This is a genomic window from Amycolatopsis sp. NPDC003731 (genome assembly GCF_053586895.1).
In genome coordinates this window covers 1-15,478 of sequence record NZ_JBSFNC010000185.1, presented here as the reverse complement: position 1 = coordinate 15,478, position 15,478 = coordinate 1, and the positions used below count along the sequence as shown (strand labels likewise).

The window sequence follows — 15,478 nt, the reverse complement described above, 5'->3', positions numbered from 1 at the left end:
GTGGGGCACCGGCTGCCGAGGACGCGCTGGACGGTGTCGCTCCGGATACCGCTTGCGGCCTGGAGATCGCGGTGCATCCTTCGTGCCAGGCGCGGTTCCCGAATGAGTCATTCGCGACGCCGCGGGCGGGGCGGGGAGAATCCGCGGTCCGCGAGCTCTGCCTGATACCTCTGACTCGGAGGTACGATCCGGGGCGTCCTTCCCCGGCCGAAAGGGCAGCCCGTGGTCGCGTCGCCGAGGGTCGAAGACCGGGTCCGCGACCTGCACCGCCGGGCGGTCGCGGCGACCAACAACGGCCAGCCGGTGGTCGGCGGCCGGCTGATCCGGTCCGCCGCGCGGCTGCTCGGCCTGCCCGCCACCGAACCTCCGAACGGGTGGCCCGCCTGGCCCGACCTCGCCACGCGCGTCCTCGGCACCTACGCCGCCGTCGAAACCGCGCTCGGCAACAGCGCCCGCGGGCTCGCCCTGCTCGACGAGGCCGACGTCCTCGTGTCCGACGCCGGGCGCGGGATCCTGCGCCAGCAACGAGGTCTCGTGCTCATCCTGATCGGCCGGATGGACGAAGCCCTCGCCTGCTTCGACGAGGCCATCCCGCTGCTGCGGCAGGCCGGCGAGTTCGTCGTGCTCGCCCGGACGCTGCTCAACCGCGCGATGCTGCACCAATACGCCGGGCGCGTCCGGCTCGCGCTCGCCGACCTCGACCAGTGCGAGCAGATCGGGGCCACCCAGCCCGAAGAAGACGGCCTGGCCCGGATCTTCGCCAAAGCCGCGCACGGCCGCGGCCAGGCGCGGGTGCTCACCGGCGACATCCCGGGCGCGCTGCGCGACTTCGACGCGGCGAGCGGGTTCTACGCCGAGCAGAGCGTCGGGATGCTGCCGGTGCTGGCCGTCGATAAGGCGCGGGCGCTGCTGGCCGCCGGGCTGCCGCACGAAGCCGCCGCCGAACTGGACGCGGCGCTCGAGCAGTTCCCGCGGCTGCGGATGAACCAGGAACACGCCGAGGCCGAGCTGACCAGGGCGCTGGCCGCGCTGGCGAGCGGCGACCCGGCGGCCGCGCGGAGCTGGGCCGGGCGGGCCGAACGCCGGTTTCGCCGTCGTGGCAACGAAACCTGGGCGGCGGTGGCGCACCTGACCGTGCTGCGCGCGGACTTCGCGGCCGGACGCCGGATCGCCCGCGTCTCCGCCGAGGCGACCGCGCTGGCGGACCGGCTCACCGGGCTGGGCCTGCGCAACGACGCCGAAATCGCGGCCCTGCTGGCGGCCCGGGCCCGGATCGCGCTCGGCGACCTCGACGGCGCCCGCGCCGGCATCGCGCCGCGCGACCGCCGGACCGCGCCACTGGAAAACCGCCTGGTCCGGCGGCTCGCGCTGGCCGAACTCGGGGCCGCGAGCGGCCACCGGCGCGTCACCTTCGCGAACGCGCGGGCCGGGCTGACGCAGCTGCAGCGGCACCGCAGCCGGTTCGGCAGCGTCGACCTGCAGACCGGGACGACGTCGCTGGGCAAGGAACTCGCCGACGCGGGGCTCGCCGCCGCGCTCGCCCAGCGCTCGCCGGGGGTGGTGTTCCGCTGGCTCGACCGCTCGCGCGCGCAGGCGTTCCGGTTCCGGCCGGTGCGCCCGCCGGCGCACCCGGAGACCGTCGACGCCGTCGCCGAACTGCGGTTCCTGTCGATGCAGATCCGTGCGGGCGAGCTGGCCGGGAAGCCGGACGCCCAGGCCGCGAAGCGGTGTGCCGCGCTGGAACGGGAAATCCGCGCCAAGGGCTGGCAGGCCGAGGGCGTCGACGCCGACCACGCCGAGGCGAAGCTGCGCGAAATCGGTGACGAACTGGCGGCGACCGGCAGCGCGATGGTCTGCTTCCTGGCCGACCGCGGGGCGTTGTGCGCGCAGGTGATCGCGAACCACCGGGTGGCGCTGGTCGAGCTCGGCCCGGCGGCGGCGGTCGCGGAGCCGGTCGCGCGGCTGCACAGCGACCTCGACGCCCTGTGCGGGCGCCAGCTGCCGCCGCAGCTGGACCGGGTCATCCGTCGTTCGGTGCGGACGCAGGTCACCGCGCTGGACGCGATCCTGCTGGCCCCGCTGGCGTCCCGGCTCGGCGACCTCGACGTCGTCGTCGTGCCGACCGGCGCGCTGTCGGCGATCCCGTGGGGGCTGCTGCCGACGCTGCACGGCCGCCCGGTGACGGTCACGCCGTCGTCGTCGGCGTGGTTCGACGCGGGCCGCCGGTCCGGCCGGGCGACCGGCGCACCGCTGCTCGTCGCGGGTTCCGACCTGACCCACGCCGAGGCCGAAGTCGCCCGCCTGGCGCCGCTGTACCCGGACGCCGAGGTGCTGACCGGCCCGGACGCGACGGTCGCGGCGACGCTCAAGGCGTTCGACGGCTGCCGCCTGGCCCACTTCGCCGCACACGGCCACCACGAGCAGGAGAACGTGCTGTTTTCCCGGCTCAACCTGGCCGACGGGCCCCTGATGGCCTACGACGTCCAGCAGCTGGCGACGGCCCCGGAGCAGGTGGTGCTGTCCTCGTGCGACGTCGGCCAGACGGTGGTGCGGGCGGGCGACGAGGTCCTCGGCTTCACGGCGGCGCTGCTCTACGGCGGCAGCCGCACGGTGGTCTCGAGCGTGGCCCGGGTCGACGACCGCACGGCGGGCGGCGTGATGCTGGCGTTCCACAAGGCGCTGGCAGCGGGCACGCCCCCGGCCCGCGCCTTGGCGGACGCGGCGCAGGCCGAACCGCTGATGCCGTTCGTCTGCTTCGGCCGCAGCTGACTCCCGTACCGACGTCCAGCGGTCGCGTTGACTCTCACGACCTGGAGTTGCCCCTTGGGGCCGGACACCTTGATTCCAGACGGTGGTCTGGAGAGAGGATGTCCTGGTGTCTGGCAGGTCGAAGTATCCGGAGCAGTTCCGTCGTGACGCTGTTGAGCTGGTGAACTCGAGTGATCGGCCGTTGCGGCAGGTCGCCCGGGAGCTGGGGGTCAATCACGAAACCTTGCGCTCGTGGGTGAACACCGCCAAGCAGGCCAGCGAAGCCGGACCGGTGGAGGATTCGGCGGTGACCGATGAGGTGACGCGGTTGCGCAAGCAGGTCGCTGAGCTGGAGAAGGAGAAGAAGATCCTGCGGAAGGCGGCCGCCTATTTTGCGCGCGAGATGGATCGATGATCTACCGCTACCGGTTCATCTCCGAACACCGCGCCACCTACGGCGTGAGGCGGTTGTGCCAGGTCCTGGGCATGCGGCGGCAGGGATTCCACGAGTGGGTCGCCGCCGAAGCCGGCCGCGTCCGGCGGGCGGAAGCCGAGGCCGATCTGGTGCGGGTGATCACCTCGATTCATGCCGAGCACCGCAGGGCCTACGGGCTCCCGCGGAGCACCGCCGAGCTGCACTGCCGCGGCCACCGGGTCAACCACAAGCGGGTGGAGCGGCTGATGCGCGAACACGGGCCTGGCCGGGATCACCCGCCGCAAACGCCGCACCACCACCACCACCCGTCCCGCTGCCGGCCCGGTCACGCCGGTCGGTGATCTGATCCGGCGGGACTTCACCGCCACCGCGCCCGGCCAACGGCTCGTCGGGGACATCACCTGCCTGCCCACCTTCGAAGGCTGGCTCTATCTGGCCACCGTCATCGACCTGCACACCCGTGAGGTCGTCGGGCACGCCATGGCCGACCACATGCGCACTGACCTGGTCTGCGACGCGATCGCCCTCGCGACTGATCCACCCGTCGGTGGGGCGGGTCGGGTCCTGCTACGACAACGCCGTCGCCGAAGCCTTCTTCGCCACCTTGAAAACCGAAATCGGTGTCTCGATCTGGCGGACCCGAACCCAAGCCCGCCAGGACGTGTTCACCTGGCTGCACTACTACAACCACACCAAGCTGCACTCCACCAACGGCCACCACACCCCAGCCGAAACCCGAACCAACTACCGTCAACTCTCAGCTGCCTGAAACCCCGTGTCCGCCTCACCGGGGCAACTCCAGACCTGTGATCGAAGGGTCGACACGCGTGATTGAAGGGTCGACACGGCGGAAGCGGCCACCCACCCGGGCTCGGATGTCAACGGCATTCTGGCCGATCCGGCCTGACGTCACTCGATCGAGTGAAGCGTGGACCCGGGCGTCATTCCTGGCGGAGGGTTCCCTCTTCTTCGGTGCGGCGGTAACCGGCCGGCACGCCCCCCGACTGGCCGGTTACCGCTGCGAGTTCCCTACTCACGGTGGAGCAGCACGACGGAGTCCGTCCCGTCGACGCGCAGGTACCCCGTGGTTTCCAGGTCCGCCAGCGCCGCAGCCTTCGTCGCGAGCGTCGTCGGCCAGGACTGTTCCGGCTGCGCCACGACCACCCACTCCGGCCGCTCGTTCGTCACGCCGTCGAAGAACCGCACCGTGCAGCGGGACGTCAGGTGCGGGGCCAGGCGGTTGGACGCCAGCACGGTCGCGCCGTCGGGGATCCGCGCCAGGACCGCGTCGATCCCGGCCCGCTGCGCCGGCGTCCAGACGCCGTCGGTCAGGTGCGCCGCTTGCAGGCCGAGCGAAGCCAGCCCGGCGACCACCGCGCACACCGGCACCCAGCGGGCGAGCCGGCGGGCGCCGTGCACGCCGGCGATGAACACGATCGGCATCAGCACCGCGCTGTAGTGGTAACCCAGGCCCCAGTAGCGGTCGTTCGCCGAAACCAGCCGCCACAGCAGCGTCGGCACCGCCAGGAGCAGCAGCGGCGACCGCAGCGCCGCGAACGCCGTCGGCGCCAGCAAGGCCAGCAGCATCGAAACCTTGACGATCGCCCCGCCGAACGGGTTGAAGCCGCTGCCGTGCGCGTACGCGCCCGCCGGGTTCAGCGCCGGCAGCACGACCAGGAACAGCAGCGCGGACGTGGCGACGCCGAAGACGATCACCGTCCAGCCGAGCCGCCGCTGCCGGTTCAGCACCAGCACCACGCCGACCGCGGCGAGCGTCAGCGGCAGGTCCTCCTTGACCAGCACCAGCGGCAGCGCGCACCAGACCGCGGCCCGCCACCGTTCGTGCAGCAGGTGCTCGGCGGTGAAGGCCAGCATCGGGACGGCGAAGCAGACCTCGTGGAAGTCGAAGTTGACGGCGGACAGCAGACCCCACGAGAGCACGTACCCGGCGCCCACGAGCGCACCCCGGCGGGCGCCGAGCAGCCGGCTCGCGCACCGCGTCACCGGCACCGCGGACAGCGCGAACAGCAGGGCCTGGGCGACCAGCAGGCACCCCGGCGACGGCCAGAGCAGGTAGAACGGCGCCAGCACCGCCAGGATCGGGTGGAAGTGGTCGCCGAGGGTCGGCCAGTCCGCGCCGAGCAGGTCCGACACCGGCCAGTGCCCGTGGGCGTAGGACCGCACCGCCTGTTCGAAGATTCCCAGGTCGAACCCGCTCGCGTCGAACGTCCGCAGCCGCTGCAGCGACCAGGCGGCATACCCGGCGAAGGCGACCGCGGCGACGACGTAGGGGATCGCGCGGGTTTCGCGCGTGCGCGCGGGGGACGGCGCGAGATCGATCAGCATGGCGGGATGCTCGTGCGGCCACGCTGAACCGGAGCTTAAGCAAGCTGAAGAAGCCTTCAGGCCAGCGGCAAGCGCAGCTCCAGGCAGGCGCCGGACGTGCTCTCCGCGACGCGCAACGTGCCGCCGTGCGCCCGCGCGATCTCCGCGGCGATCGCCAGGCCCAGCCCGGAGCCGCCGTCTTCGCGGGCGCGGTCGTCGTCGAGCCGCACGAACCGGTCGAAGACGCGCTCGCGGTCCTCGGCCGGGATGCCGGGCCCGTCGTCCCGCACGGTCAGCACGGCCTGGCCGCCGGACGCGGCGAGCGTGATCGTCACCCGGCTCTTCGCGTGCCGCTCGGCGTTGTCGACCAGGTTGCGCAGGACGCGCTCCAGCCGTCCCGCGTGCCCCTGGACCACCGGGGCGTCGTGGAGTTCCGGGCGCACCTCGACGCCGTCGCGAGGGAGCCGTCCGGCCAGGTGCCCGGTGACGAGGTCCGCGAGCGCGATCCGGGTGCTCCCGGCCGGCCGGCCGGCGTCCAGCTTGCTGAGCAGCAGCAGGTCCCCGGTGAGGGTTTCCATCCGCGAGACGTCCAGGACGGCGTTTTCGACGCTGCGGCGCCAATCGAGCCGGTCGGGGTGGGCGAGCTGGACCTCCAGCTGGGTGCGCAGCGACGCCAGCGGCGTGCGCAGCTCGTGCGAGGCGTCCGCGGTGAACTGGCTCTGCCGCTGCACGGACCGGTCGAGCCGCGCGAGCATCTCGTTCATCGTGACGGCGAGCTCGGTGATCTCGTCACCGGAGTCGGGCACGGGGACGCGGCGGCCGAGGTCGGTCGCGCGCACGCCGTCGACCTCGGCCCGGATGGCCCCGACCGCGCGCAGCGACCGCCGCACGGCGAACCAGGCGACGGCGCCGATGAACAGCGAGGCGGCCGGCACCCCGCCCCAGAGGAGCTGCCGCGCGGTGGCCACCGTCTCGAGGCCGACGGGGTCGAGCTTCTCCGCGGACACGACCGCGTAGTGGCGGTCCTTCGTCCGGGCCGTGCTGTAGAGCTGGTCGTCGAGGCCGAACGGCTGGACGATGACGCAGTCCGGCCCGTAGACCCGGACCGGCTCGCTACCGGAGAACTCCTTCGGGCTGCCGAGCGAGCAGTCGGCCGCCTGCAGGCTGATCATGTACCCGCCGCCCTTGGGGTACCGCTCCGGCACGTCGGCCGGGGCGACGCCCGCGTTCAGCAGCGCGAGCAGCGCGTCGGCCTTGTCGCTCGCCCGGGCACTGGCGTTGGGTTCGAGGCTGCTCTGCAGCGCGTTCACGAACCAGTACGCCCCGAAGCCGAGCACCACGGCCGACGCGAGGGCGGCGAAGAGGGCGACCCGCCACCGGGTCGACCGGGGCAGGATCCGGGTCACCCGCAGAAGATAACCGCACCTTCGAAGAACCGGGTGTGGCCTCCGCCGCCTACCGTTTTGTCTGTGACGAATGCACAGTGGCAGGCGGTGCGGACCGCGCTGGCGGAGACCGGCGAGCGGTTCGCGGACATCGTGGAGAACGCGCCGGACCCGGGCGCCAAGGCGATCGGGGTCTGGTCGGTCGCCGAGACGGCGGCGCACGTCGGCTGGATCGCGCACGTCTACACGGCCCTGGTGCACGGCGACGGCCGCTCGCTGCCGTTGCCGGAGCTGGAGGAGCAGATCGCGAAGGCCACCATCGAGACGGTCTCGGCGATGAACGACGTCGCGCAGGAGGCCTACCCCGAGCGTGACCCGCGCCTGCTGGCCAAGCAGCTGCGCGCGGACATCGCCGAGCTGCTGCGCGCCGGCGGCGAGTACGGCCCGGACAAGGTGATCGACTGGCTCGGCGGCAGCCGGGTGCCGCTGCCCGGCCTGTTCGCGCACCTGCTCAACGAGCTGGAGATCCACGGCCACGACATCGCCCGCGCGAGCGGGCAGGACTGGCGGATCGAGGCGGCGCACGTGGGGATGTTCCTGGACCTGTTCTTCACCGGCATGGTCCGCAACGACCTCGGACGCCTGCTCGCCCACGCCAAGCCGTCGCCCCGCCGGGTCGCGGTGGAGTTCCGTTCCGACCACACGGCGCCGGTGATGCTGGTGCTGCAGCACGGCGAGCTGCGGGCGGAAGAACCCGACGGCACGGCGGACGCGCGCCTGACCTTCGACCCGGCCGTCCTGGTGCCGATGATGTTCGGCCGGATCTCCCCGCTGCGCGCGGTGGGCACCGGCAAGGTCCGCGTCGGCGGCCGCCGCCCGTGGCGGCTGCCGGAGTTCCTCCGCACGGTCCACATGCCGTAGGCCGGGTCAGGCGGAAGACCAGCCGTCGCCCCATTCGGCGTCGCGGGCGTCCCGGTAGCGCGGGCCCTGCTTCTTCGAAACCGCCACCCCCGGCTTCAGCCCGTCGGCCGTGCAGAGGTCCAGCGCCACCCAGCCCTTGTGCTTCTTCGGGTGCCGGATGATCCGCGCCTCCGGCCGCTCGGGCCGGAGACGCGACGCGACGACGTACGAGAACTTCTCGTCCTCGAACCCGAGCGTGCCCGCCTTGAGCCGCCGGTGCAGGCCCGAGCGCGGCAGCCGCGCGGCGAAGTGGCACCAGTCCCGGCCGGGCACGATCGGGCACGCGCCGTCGTGCGGACACGGCGCGACCACGTGCAGGCCGAGCTCGATCAGCTCGGCCCGGGCGGCCCGGATCCGTTCGTAGCCGGCCGGCGTGCCGGGTTCGATGAGCGCGACGGTGGTGGCTTTGGCGGCCAGCCACCGCACGACGTCGGTGCGCGTGGCGTCCGGCAGCTCGCCGAGTACGTAGGAGAGCGTGACGAGGTCGGCGTCGGGGGCGGGCGACGCCGGATCGACGAGCCCGCGCCGCCACTCGGCGTCCCGGACCGCGCCCCGGCCGCTGCCGGAGGCGAGCCGCTTGCCGAGCCCGATGGCCCCGGCCACCTGCTCCAGCACGGTGCACTCGGCCAGCGAAGGCCACACGTCCGCGGCAGCCCACACGGCGGCACCGGTGCCCCCGCCGACGTCGATCTGGGTACGCGGCTCGAAGCCGGGAGCGCGTAGGGCCGCTTCGGCAAGGACGGCGTGTACGGCGGCGTAAGTGGCCGGCATGCGGTAGCCGGCGTACGCGGCGATGTCGGCTTCGGAGCTGAGGATCGGCGAAGTGGCCGCGTCACCTTGGCGGTAGCGCGCGCTGAGGCGATCGACGGACTGAGTCAGCCGGGCCACGGGGTGCCGGGCCAGCTCGTCGTCGAGCGCGGAGGAGAGATCATCGGGGAGTACCGCCACGACGGGCAGATTAGCCGGGTGCCCCCGCGCACGAGCGCGGCGGCCGGTGCGGCCGGCCGGTGATCCCCGGTCCGGATTGTCCCCCGGAATCGGCCCTGAGCTGCTAGTTTTCCCGCGCCAAAAGTTTTTTGCGACGGCTGTCGATCCGGTGCCCGGCCGTTCGACGCGTAGGCAGAAGCGAACGAAGGGAGACCGCGGTGCGGTTCATGGTGATCGTCAAGACCAACGAAGACTCCGAGGCGGGCAAGGGCCCCAGCGCCGAGCTGCTCGAGGAGATGGGGAAGTTCAACGAAGAGCTGGTCAAGGCCGGTGTCCTGCTCGCCGGCGAAGGGCTCACGCCGAGCTCGCAGGGCGCGCGCGTCATCTTCTCCGGCAGCGAGGAGCCCAAGGTCGTCGACGGCCCGTTCGCCGAGACCAAGGAGCTCGTCGGCGGCTTCTGGATCCTGCAGTGCCGGGATCGCGAAGAGTGCATCGAGTGGATCAAGCGGATGCCCAACCCCGAGGGCCAGGCCGGCGAGGTCGAGATCCGCCGGGTCGCCGAGGCGTCGGACTTCGAGAACATGACGCCGGAAGTCGCCGAAATGGAAGGCCGGCTGCGGGCGCAGTCCGCCGGGCAGGCGTGACCGTGCGGTTCCTGGTGATCGTCAAGGCCAGCCCCGAATCGGAGGCGCCCGGGTTCCAGCCCAGCGCCGAAGAGCTGACCGAGATGACGAAGTTCAACGAGCGGCTGTTCGCCGAGGGCCGGATCGAGCTCGCCGAGGGGCTCACGTCCAGCGCCGACGGCTCGCGCGTCCTGTTCCAGGGCGACGCGGAGCCCAAGGTCATCGACGGCCCGTTCGCCGAGACCAAGGAGCTGATCGCGGGGTTCTGGGTGCTCAAGGGCGAGTCCCTCGAAGAGGTCGTCGAGCTGATGAAGCAGGTCCCGAACCTCGGCCCGGGCGAGGGCGTCCTGGAGATCCGGCCGATCGACGAGTAGTGGGTTGCACCGCGGAAGATCACCCTGTCTGATGGCCGGGTGACGGTTGCGGACGCCCGGAGAACGGTCGAAACGGTCTGGCGGATCGAGTCGCCGCGCCTCATCGCGGGCCTGGCCCGGATGGCTCGCGGCGACGTCGGTCTCGCCGAAGAACTGGCGCAGGACGCGCTGGTCGCGGCGCTGGAACAGTGGCCGGACTCCGGCGTCCCCCGCAATCCCGGCGCGTGGCTGATGACGATCGCCAAGCGCCGCGCGGTCGACCAGTTCCGCCGCAACGAGCGGTACGCCGAGAAACTCGAGGAAGTCGGGCGCGACCAGCGGCTCGGCGACGGCGTCCTGCCGGACTTCGACGCCGCGCTCGACGACCACATCGAGGACGACGTCCTCCGCTTGCTGTTCGTCGCCTGCCACCCGGTGCTGAACACGCAGGCACGGGTCGCGCTGACGCTGCGCATGCTCGGCGGCCTGACGACCGACGAGATCGCGCGCGCCTTCCTGGTCCGCGAGTCGACGATCGCCCAGCGGATCGTCCGGGCGAAGAAGGCCCTCGCCGCGGCGAAGGTGCCCTTCGAGGTGCCGGAGGGCGACGAGCGCGTCGCCCGGCTGTCGTCCGTGCTCGAAGTCATCTACCTGGTGTTCAACGAGGGCTACTCGGCCACGCGCGGCGACGACTGGATGCGGCCGGCGCTCTGCGAGGAGGCGATGCGGCTCGGCCGCGTGCTCGCCGGGCTGATGCCGGGCGAGTCGGAGGTCCACGGCCTGGTGGCGCTGATGGAGCTGCAGGCGTCGCGCGCGAAGGCCCGCACCGGCCCGAACGGCGAGCCGGTGCTGCTGCTGGACCAGGACCGCGCCCGCTGGGACCGGTTCCTGATCCAGCACGGCCTCGCGGCGCTGGCGTTGTCCGAGCACATCGCCGAAGGCGCGTACGGCCCGTACTCGGCCCAGGCGGCGATCGCGGCCTGCCACGCCCGGGCGCGGACGGCCGAGGAAACGGACTGGGCCCGCATCGCGGCGCTCTACGAAGGCCTCGGCAAGCTCCAGCCGTCCCCGGTGATCGAGCTGAACCGCGGGGTGGCGGTGGCGATGGCGTACGGGCCGGCGGCGGGCCTGGAAGTGGTCGACGCGGTCGCCGGCGACCCCGCGCTGAAGGATTACCACCTGCTGCCGAGCGTCCGCGGCGACCTGCTGGAGAAGCTCGGCCGCCGCGCGGAAGCCGAGCAGGAGTTCCGGCGAGCCGCGGAGATGACGGAGAACTCCCGCGAACGTGCCCTGCTGCTGGACCGCGCGACCGCGGTCGCCGGCTGAGGCGTCTCTCAGGTGGATAGCAGTACTCTCCATTTCAGATAGTTAAACTATCCGAATGGAGGGGACTGTGGGGAAAACTGTGACCAGGCGGGCCGTCCTGGGTGGCGGTGCCGCGAGCGCGGCGGCCGTGCTCGCCGGGGCGTCGAGCGCTTCGGCTTCGGCTCCGGTGCAGGGCCGGTTCGACGGCAAGGTCGTGCTGATCACCGGCGCCACCTCGGGCATCGGGCGGGAGGCCGCGCTCGCGTTCGCGGCCCAGGGCGCCCGGGTGGGGTTCTGCGGCCGGCGGGCCGAACTCGGCCGCGAGGTGGAACGCGAGTTGCGCGGCCGCGGGTGCTACGTCCGGGCCGACGTCCGCGAGCCGGCCCAGGTCGAGTCCTTTGTGGACACGGTGGTGCGCCGCTGGGGCCGGCTGGACGTCGCGTTCAACAACGCGGGCATCACCCTCGCGAAGCCGCTGCACGAAATCGGCGTCGACGAGTGGGAGGACGTCCAGCGGACCAACGCGCGCGGGGTCTTCCTCGCGATCAAGCACGAGGTCCCGCACCTGCTCGAAAACGGCGGCGTCATCATCTGCACCGCGTCGTCGCAAGCCGGGCACACCCGGCCCGGGCACGCGGCGTACACCGCCAGCAAGCGGGCGGTCCAGGGCATCGTGAAAGCCGCCGCGCTCGACTACGGCGCCCAGGGGATCCGGGTGCTGTCGATCGACCCGGGGACCACGGACACCGCGTTCGTCCGCCCGCCGGGCATCCCCGACGACCAGTGGGCGCAGTTCAAGCGGGCGTGGGGCCCGCTGAACGTCCACGGCCTGCCGAGGATGGCCGAGCCGAAGGAAATCGCCGCCGCTGTCGTGGCCTTGGCGTCGCCCGGCTTCTCCTACCTCACCGGGACGTCCGTGCTGGTGGACGGCGGCCTCGGCACCGGGCGCCCGATGATCATGCCGCCGCGGGGTTAGCGGCCGCGCCAGGCGAGCGGGGACAGCGTCATCGCCGCCTCGGCGACCTTCCGCGCGGTCTCCGTCTTGAGGCCTTTCCGCGCCGACTCGATCCACTCGTCGACCGGGCGGACGCCGATGTCCCGGTACTCCAGGGCCTGCAGGAGCATCTCCAGTTTGTCCGCGTCCTTGGCGCACAACGCTTCCGCGGACTCCCGCGTCTCGTACTCGTCGACGGCCTCGCGAACCAGGTCCCGGGACCGCTCGGGGAGCGAGGCCGTCTGGTCGGCGGTGATCTGCCGCGGCTCCGGCTTGCGCAGGTAGTCGCCGGCCGTCAGCGGGAGGTCGCCCGTGCGCGTCTCCTGCGTGTCGTGCCACAGCGCGAGGAAGGCCGCCCGCTCCGGGGACGCGCCTTCCTCCGCCGCGAGCAGCGCCGCGAGCTGGGCGGCGCGCAGGCTGTGCTCGCCGACCGACTCCGGGTCGCGGACCCCCGCGTGCCACCAGCCCGACCGGCGGACGCGCTTGAGGAGCCCGAGCTCGTAGCCGAACGAGGCCAGCGCTTCAGAGGTCATGCCGCCCAGCCTAGGGCGACGGGATCAGCGCCGTCAGGATCGTCGCCTGGAGGAGCGAAATCACGCCGACCACCGCGGTGAGCAGCAGCGACCACAGGAACGTCTGCCGCAGCAGCGAGCCCTCCTTGCCGCTCTGCCCGATCGCCGTCGCGCCGATCGACAGGTTCTGCGGCGAGATCATCTTGCCCATCACGCCGCCCGAGGTGTTCGTCGCGCCGGCCAGGATCGGGTTCAGGCCGAGCTGCTGCGCCGAGATCACCTGCATCGGGCCGAACAGGCTGTTCGTCGACGCGTCCGAGCCGGTCAGGAACACGCCCAGCCAGCCGATGTAGGCCGAGAACAGCGGGAAGACCACGCCGGTCGTCGCCAGGGCGAGGCCCAGCGTCTGCGTCGCGCCCGAGTAGTTCATCACGAACGCGATGGCGAGGATCATGAAGATCGTCGCCAGCGCCCAGCGCATCTGGTGCAGCGTCTTGGCGTACGTCGTCAGCAGCAGGTTCGCCCGCCCGCCCATCGCGAAGCCGGCGATCACCGCCGCGATCAGCGCGACCGTGCCGGGCGAGAAGAGGAAGTCGACGGTCAGCGTGGCCGCGTACGGCGCGTTCTTGGCGGTGATCGGCGGGTGCTGGACGACGTGGTTGTGCAGCCCCGGCCAGGCGAAGACCCAGTCGGCCTTGTGCAGCAGCTTCGTCAGGTCGAGCCAGGTGGGGAGGTTCTTGAAGATCGTCCCGATCCGCGACAGGAAGATCGCCAGGATCAGGATGATGTAAGGCATCCACGCGTACAGCGCGCCGCGCTCGGCCCGGGCGGCGCCGAGGCTCTTGGCCGGGGTGGCTTCTTCGCCGTCGAAGCGCCACACCGTCACGGGCTGCCAGAAGCGGGTCAGGATCCACAGCGCGGCCATCGCGGTGAGTGCAGCGAGGACGTCGACCAGGCTGGCACTGATGTAGTTGGACGCGACGAACTGCATGGCCGCGAAGGCGAGCCCGGCGGTCAGCACGGCCGGCCACACCTCGAGCATGCGCTTCCAACCGGCCAGGACGACGACCAGGAATGCCGGGATGATCAGCGCCAGCAGCGGGACCTGGCGGCCGACCGCCGCCGAGAAGAGCTCGGTCGCCTGGTCCTGCTTGAGGTGCATGATCGGCGCGGTCAGCCGGCCGAGCACGATCAGCGGGTTGCCCAGCCCGCCGAACGCGACCGGCGCGGTGTTCGCCAGCAGTGCCAGCACGACGGCCTTCACCGGCGGGAACCCGAGCGCGGCCATCATCGCCGCGGTGATCGCGATCGGCGACCCGCCGCCGGCGACGCCTTCGAGCAGCGCGCCGAAGCTGAACGCGATGAGCAGCGCCTGCAGCCGACGGTCCTCGCTGAACCCGGCGAGCACCCGCTTGATCGCGTCGAACCGGCCGGTGGCGACGGTGACGTTGTGGAAGTACACGGCGTGGAAGGCGATCCAGGCCACCGACCACACGCCGAACACGATGCCCATCGCGGCGGAGTCGAACGCCAGCGCGGCCGGCATCCGGTAGAGCAGGAGGGCGACGCCGAGCGCCGTCACCAGTGCCAGTGCCGCGGAGAGGTGCGCGGAGAACCGGATCACCCCGAGCGAAACCAGCAGCACGATGATCGGGAGCGCGGCGAGCAGCGCGGAAAGCCACAGCCCGCCCGCCGGCTGGTAGTCCTGGATCCAGGTCACGGTCGGCTCCTTTGCCGGTTTCGCGGGTGGTCAGGCCGGCCGGCTCCGGACGTACCCGAGCCGCAGCGACAGGGCGGCGGCGGTCCCGGCCACCGAGGCCCCGAGTTCGTCGAGCCGCCGCAGCACGCGCGGAGCGGGCCCGGCGATGCTGATGGCGGCGATCGGCCGCCCCGAGTGGTCCCGCACGGCGGCGGCGACGCACCCGACGTCGGGCTCGTTCTCGACCTCGTCGATCGCCCACCCGCGGCGGCTGGTCTTCGCGAGCTCGTCGAGCAGCCGGTGCGGGTCGATGATGGTCTTGAGGGTGAGCGAGTCGAGCTTCATCCGCCGCACGCGTTCGAGCCGATCGGCCTCGGGCAGCGCGGCGAGCCACGCCTTCCCGAGCGACGTCGCGTGCTGCGGCCGCCGCGTGCCGAGCCGGCAGGCGAGGGTGACGGCACTGGCACTGCGTTCGGTCGCGACGTAGACCATGGTGTCGTTGTCGGGAACGGCGAGGTAGGTGGTTTCGCCGGACCGTTCGGCGAGCGAGGCGAGGTACCGCGGAGCGCACCGGTGCAGATCGGTGGCGGCCATCGCCCGGGCCCCGAGTTCGACGAGCCGCGTGCCGAGCCGCACCCGCCCGGTGACCTGGTCGGCTTCGAGGTACTCGAGGTTCTTGAGGGTGCCGACGATCCGGTAGGCGGCGCTGCGGGAAAGCCCCAGTTGCCGCGCGATCGCATTGGTGGAAATCTCCTGGTGCCGCCCGACGTGCTCCAGCACGGCAAGCCCGCGTTCGAGAGTTCCGCTTTGTTCGAGCCCGCGCTCCGGTCCCACGACGCCCTCCATTTCCCGCTGAGCGGCACGCCTTTCCGCTGGCTGGGGTTGGACGGTAACACCTCCGATGTATCTGCGGTAGATCTTGGAAAGTTTCGCGACAATGCGAGTAGTTGTGGATGCTAATTGGTTCAACATCCGATGGTTAAGTTTCCTACCTATGGCGGTTGCGCGGCTCCGAGCGGCGGCGTTCGACAGGTTCGACAGGTGGGTTGTTCATATGTGTGAATGTGCGGCCGCGTTGTCCACGGGGTGACGGCAATGTGGACAAAGCGGCGGTGATGAGCGTTCTTTCCGCCGGTGCGGGTGCCGGCGCTCCTCGAAGGTCGCGAAATAATAAATAGGGGCCTCGGACGGACCCAAATAGTAATTAGCGA

Annotated in this window: 15 protein-coding genes and 1 pseudogene; 10 read left to right on the top strand and 6 right to left on the bottom strand. The window is 71.9% G+C overall.

What is annotated here, in order from left to right:
• Nucleotides 1-222 precede the first annotated feature (222 nt).
• The 5 genes and pseudogenes from ACWDN5_RS41760 (at nucleotide 223) to ACWDN5_RS41740 (ending at nucleotide 3,953) form a co-directional block, all read left to right on the top strand.
• Nucleotides 223-2,769 (top strand): CHAT domain-containing protein, encoded by a 2,547-nt coding sequence (locus ACWDN5_RS41760; RefSeq protein WP_449680160.1) that lies wholly within the window; start codon nucleotides 223-225, stop codon nucleotides 2,767-2,769.
• Between the two features lie 106 nt (nucleotides 2,770-2,875).
• Nucleotides 2,876-3,163 (top strand): transposase, encoded by a 288-nt coding sequence (locus tag ACWDN5_RS41755; RefSeq protein WP_449680159.1) that lies wholly within the window; start codon nucleotides 2,876-2,878, stop codon nucleotides 3,161-3,163.
• Nucleotides 3,160-3,525, top strand: a complete 366-nt coding sequence (locus tag ACWDN5_RS41750; protein ID WP_449680158.1) for an IS3 family transposase — start codon at nucleotides 3,160-3,162, stop codon at nucleotides 3,523-3,525. Before ACWDN5_RS41755 ends, ACWDN5_RS41750 begins: the two co-directional genes overlap by 4 nt.
• A pseudogene (locus tag ACWDN5_RS41745) lies at nucleotides 3,446-3,703 on the top strand (DDE-type integrase/transposase/recombinase); the annotation flags it as partial. The gene ACWDN5_RS41750 and the pseudogene ACWDN5_RS41745, both read left to right, overlap by 80 nt.
• 28 nt (nucleotides 3,704-3,731) lie before the next feature.
• Nucleotides 3,732-3,953 (top strand): integrase core domain-containing protein, encoded by a 222-nt coding sequence (locus ACWDN5_RS41740; RefSeq protein ID WP_449680157.1) that lies wholly within the window; start codon nucleotides 3,732-3,734, stop codon nucleotides 3,951-3,953.
• 260 nt (nucleotides 3,954-4,213) lie between these two features.
• Here ACWDN5_RS41740 and ACWDN5_RS41735 read toward each other — a convergent pair whose 3' ends face one another.
• A complete protein-coding gene (locus tag ACWDN5_RS41735; RefSeq protein WP_449680156.1) occupies nucleotides 4,214-5,530 on the bottom strand; it encodes a DUF2079 domain-containing protein in 1,317 nt (438 codons plus the stop codon).
• A gap of 56 nt (nucleotides 5,531-5,586) precedes the next feature.
• The gene (locus ACWDN5_RS41730; RefSeq protein ID WP_449680155.1) at nucleotides 5,587-6,915 is read right to left on the bottom strand and encodes a sensor histidine kinase; all 1,329 of its coding nucleotides are present in this window, start codon (nucleotides 6,913-6,915) and stop codon (nucleotides 5,587-5,589) included.
• 63 nt (nucleotides 6,916-6,978) lie between these two features.
• Between ACWDN5_RS41730 and ACWDN5_RS41725 the strand changes: the two genes are divergently transcribed.
• Nucleotides 6,979-7,815: a maleylpyruvate isomerase N-terminal domain-containing protein gene (locus ACWDN5_RS41725; RefSeq protein WP_310968885.1), complete on the top strand. Its 837-nt coding sequence runs from the start codon at nucleotides 6,979-6,981 to the stop codon at nucleotides 7,813-7,815.
• Between the two features lie 6 nt (nucleotides 7,816-7,821).
• Here ACWDN5_RS41725 and ACWDN5_RS41720 read toward each other — a convergent pair whose 3' ends face one another.
• Nucleotides 7,822-8,802: a small ribosomal subunit Rsm22 family protein gene (locus ACWDN5_RS41720; protein WP_310968884.1), complete on the bottom strand. Its 981-nt coding sequence runs from the start codon at nucleotides 8,800-8,802 to the stop codon at nucleotides 7,822-7,824.
• A 197-nt stretch (nucleotides 8,803-8,999) separates the two neighbouring features.
• Between ACWDN5_RS41720 and ACWDN5_RS41715 the strand changes: the two genes are divergently transcribed.
• From ACWDN5_RS41715 to ACWDN5_RS41700, 4 genes are all read left to right on the top strand, one after another.
• On the top strand, nucleotides 9,000-9,425 hold the full coding sequence (locus ACWDN5_RS41715; protein WP_310968882.1) for a YciI family protein: 426 nt from the start codon (nucleotides 9,000-9,002) through the stop codon (nucleotides 9,423-9,425).
• Nucleotides 9,422-9,778 carry a YciI family protein gene (locus ACWDN5_RS41710; RefSeq protein ID WP_310968880.1) on the top strand — a complete coding sequence of 119 codons (357 nt, stop codon included), beginning with the start codon at nucleotides 9,422-9,424 and terminating at the stop codon, nucleotides 9,776-9,778. Before ACWDN5_RS41715 ends, ACWDN5_RS41710 begins: the two co-directional genes overlap by 4 nt.
• Nucleotides 9,779-9,817: 39 nt before the next feature.
• A complete protein-coding gene (locus tag ACWDN5_RS41705; protein WP_449680154.1) occupies nucleotides 9,818-11,083 on the top strand; it encodes an RNA polymerase sigma factor in 1,266 nt (421 codons plus the stop codon).
• 67 nt (nucleotides 11,084-11,150) lie between these two features.
• Nucleotides 11,151-12,038 (top strand): SDR family NAD(P)-dependent oxidoreductase, encoded by an 888-nt coding sequence (locus ACWDN5_RS41700; RefSeq protein ID WP_449680153.1) that lies wholly within the window; start codon nucleotides 11,151-11,153, stop codon nucleotides 12,036-12,038.
• On the opposite strand, the gene ACWDN5_RS41695 is transcribed toward ACWDN5_RS41700, so the two are convergent.
• Genes ACWDN5_RS41695 through ACWDN5_RS41685 form a run of 3 tightly spaced genes read right to left on the bottom strand, consistent with a single transcriptional unit; the run spans nucleotide 12,035 to nucleotide 15,101 of the window.
• Complete coding sequence (locus ACWDN5_RS41695; RefSeq protein WP_310968877.1) at nucleotides 12,035-12,589, bottom strand: HD domain-containing protein; 555 nt, start codon at nucleotides 12,587-12,589, stop codon at nucleotides 12,035-12,037. The two genes, ACWDN5_RS41700 and ACWDN5_RS41695, sit on opposite strands and share 4 nt — an antisense overlap.
• 10 nt (nucleotides 12,590-12,599) lie before the next feature.
• Entirely contained in the window at nucleotides 12,600-14,288 is a 1,689-nt protein-coding gene (locus ACWDN5_RS41690) for an L-lactate permease (protein WP_449680152.1), read from the bottom strand.
• A 30-nt stretch (nucleotides 14,289-14,318) separates the two neighbouring features.
• The gene (locus ACWDN5_RS41685) at nucleotides 14,319-15,101 is read right to left on the bottom strand and encodes an IclR family transcriptional regulator (RefSeq protein WP_086837775.1); all 783 of its coding nucleotides are present in this window, start codon (nucleotides 15,099-15,101) and stop codon (nucleotides 14,319-14,321) included.
• Nucleotides 15,102-15,478: the final 377 nt, after the last annotated feature.

What these genes read in the sequence shown, in the direction of transcription:
- ACWDN5_RS41750 (WP_449680158.1), top strand. Translation starts at nt 3,160, where the DNA reads ATGATCTACCGCTACCGGTTCATCTCCGAACACCGCGCCACCTACGGC.
- ACWDN5_RS41735 (WP_449680156.1), bottom strand. Translation starts at nt 5,530, where the DNA reads ATGCTGATCGATCTCGCGCCGTCCCCCGCGCGCACGCGCGAAACCCGC.
- ACWDN5_RS41695 (WP_310968877.1), bottom strand. Translation starts at nt 12,589, where the DNA reads ATGACCTCTGAAGCGCTGGCCTCGTTCGGCTACGAGCTCGGGCTCCTC.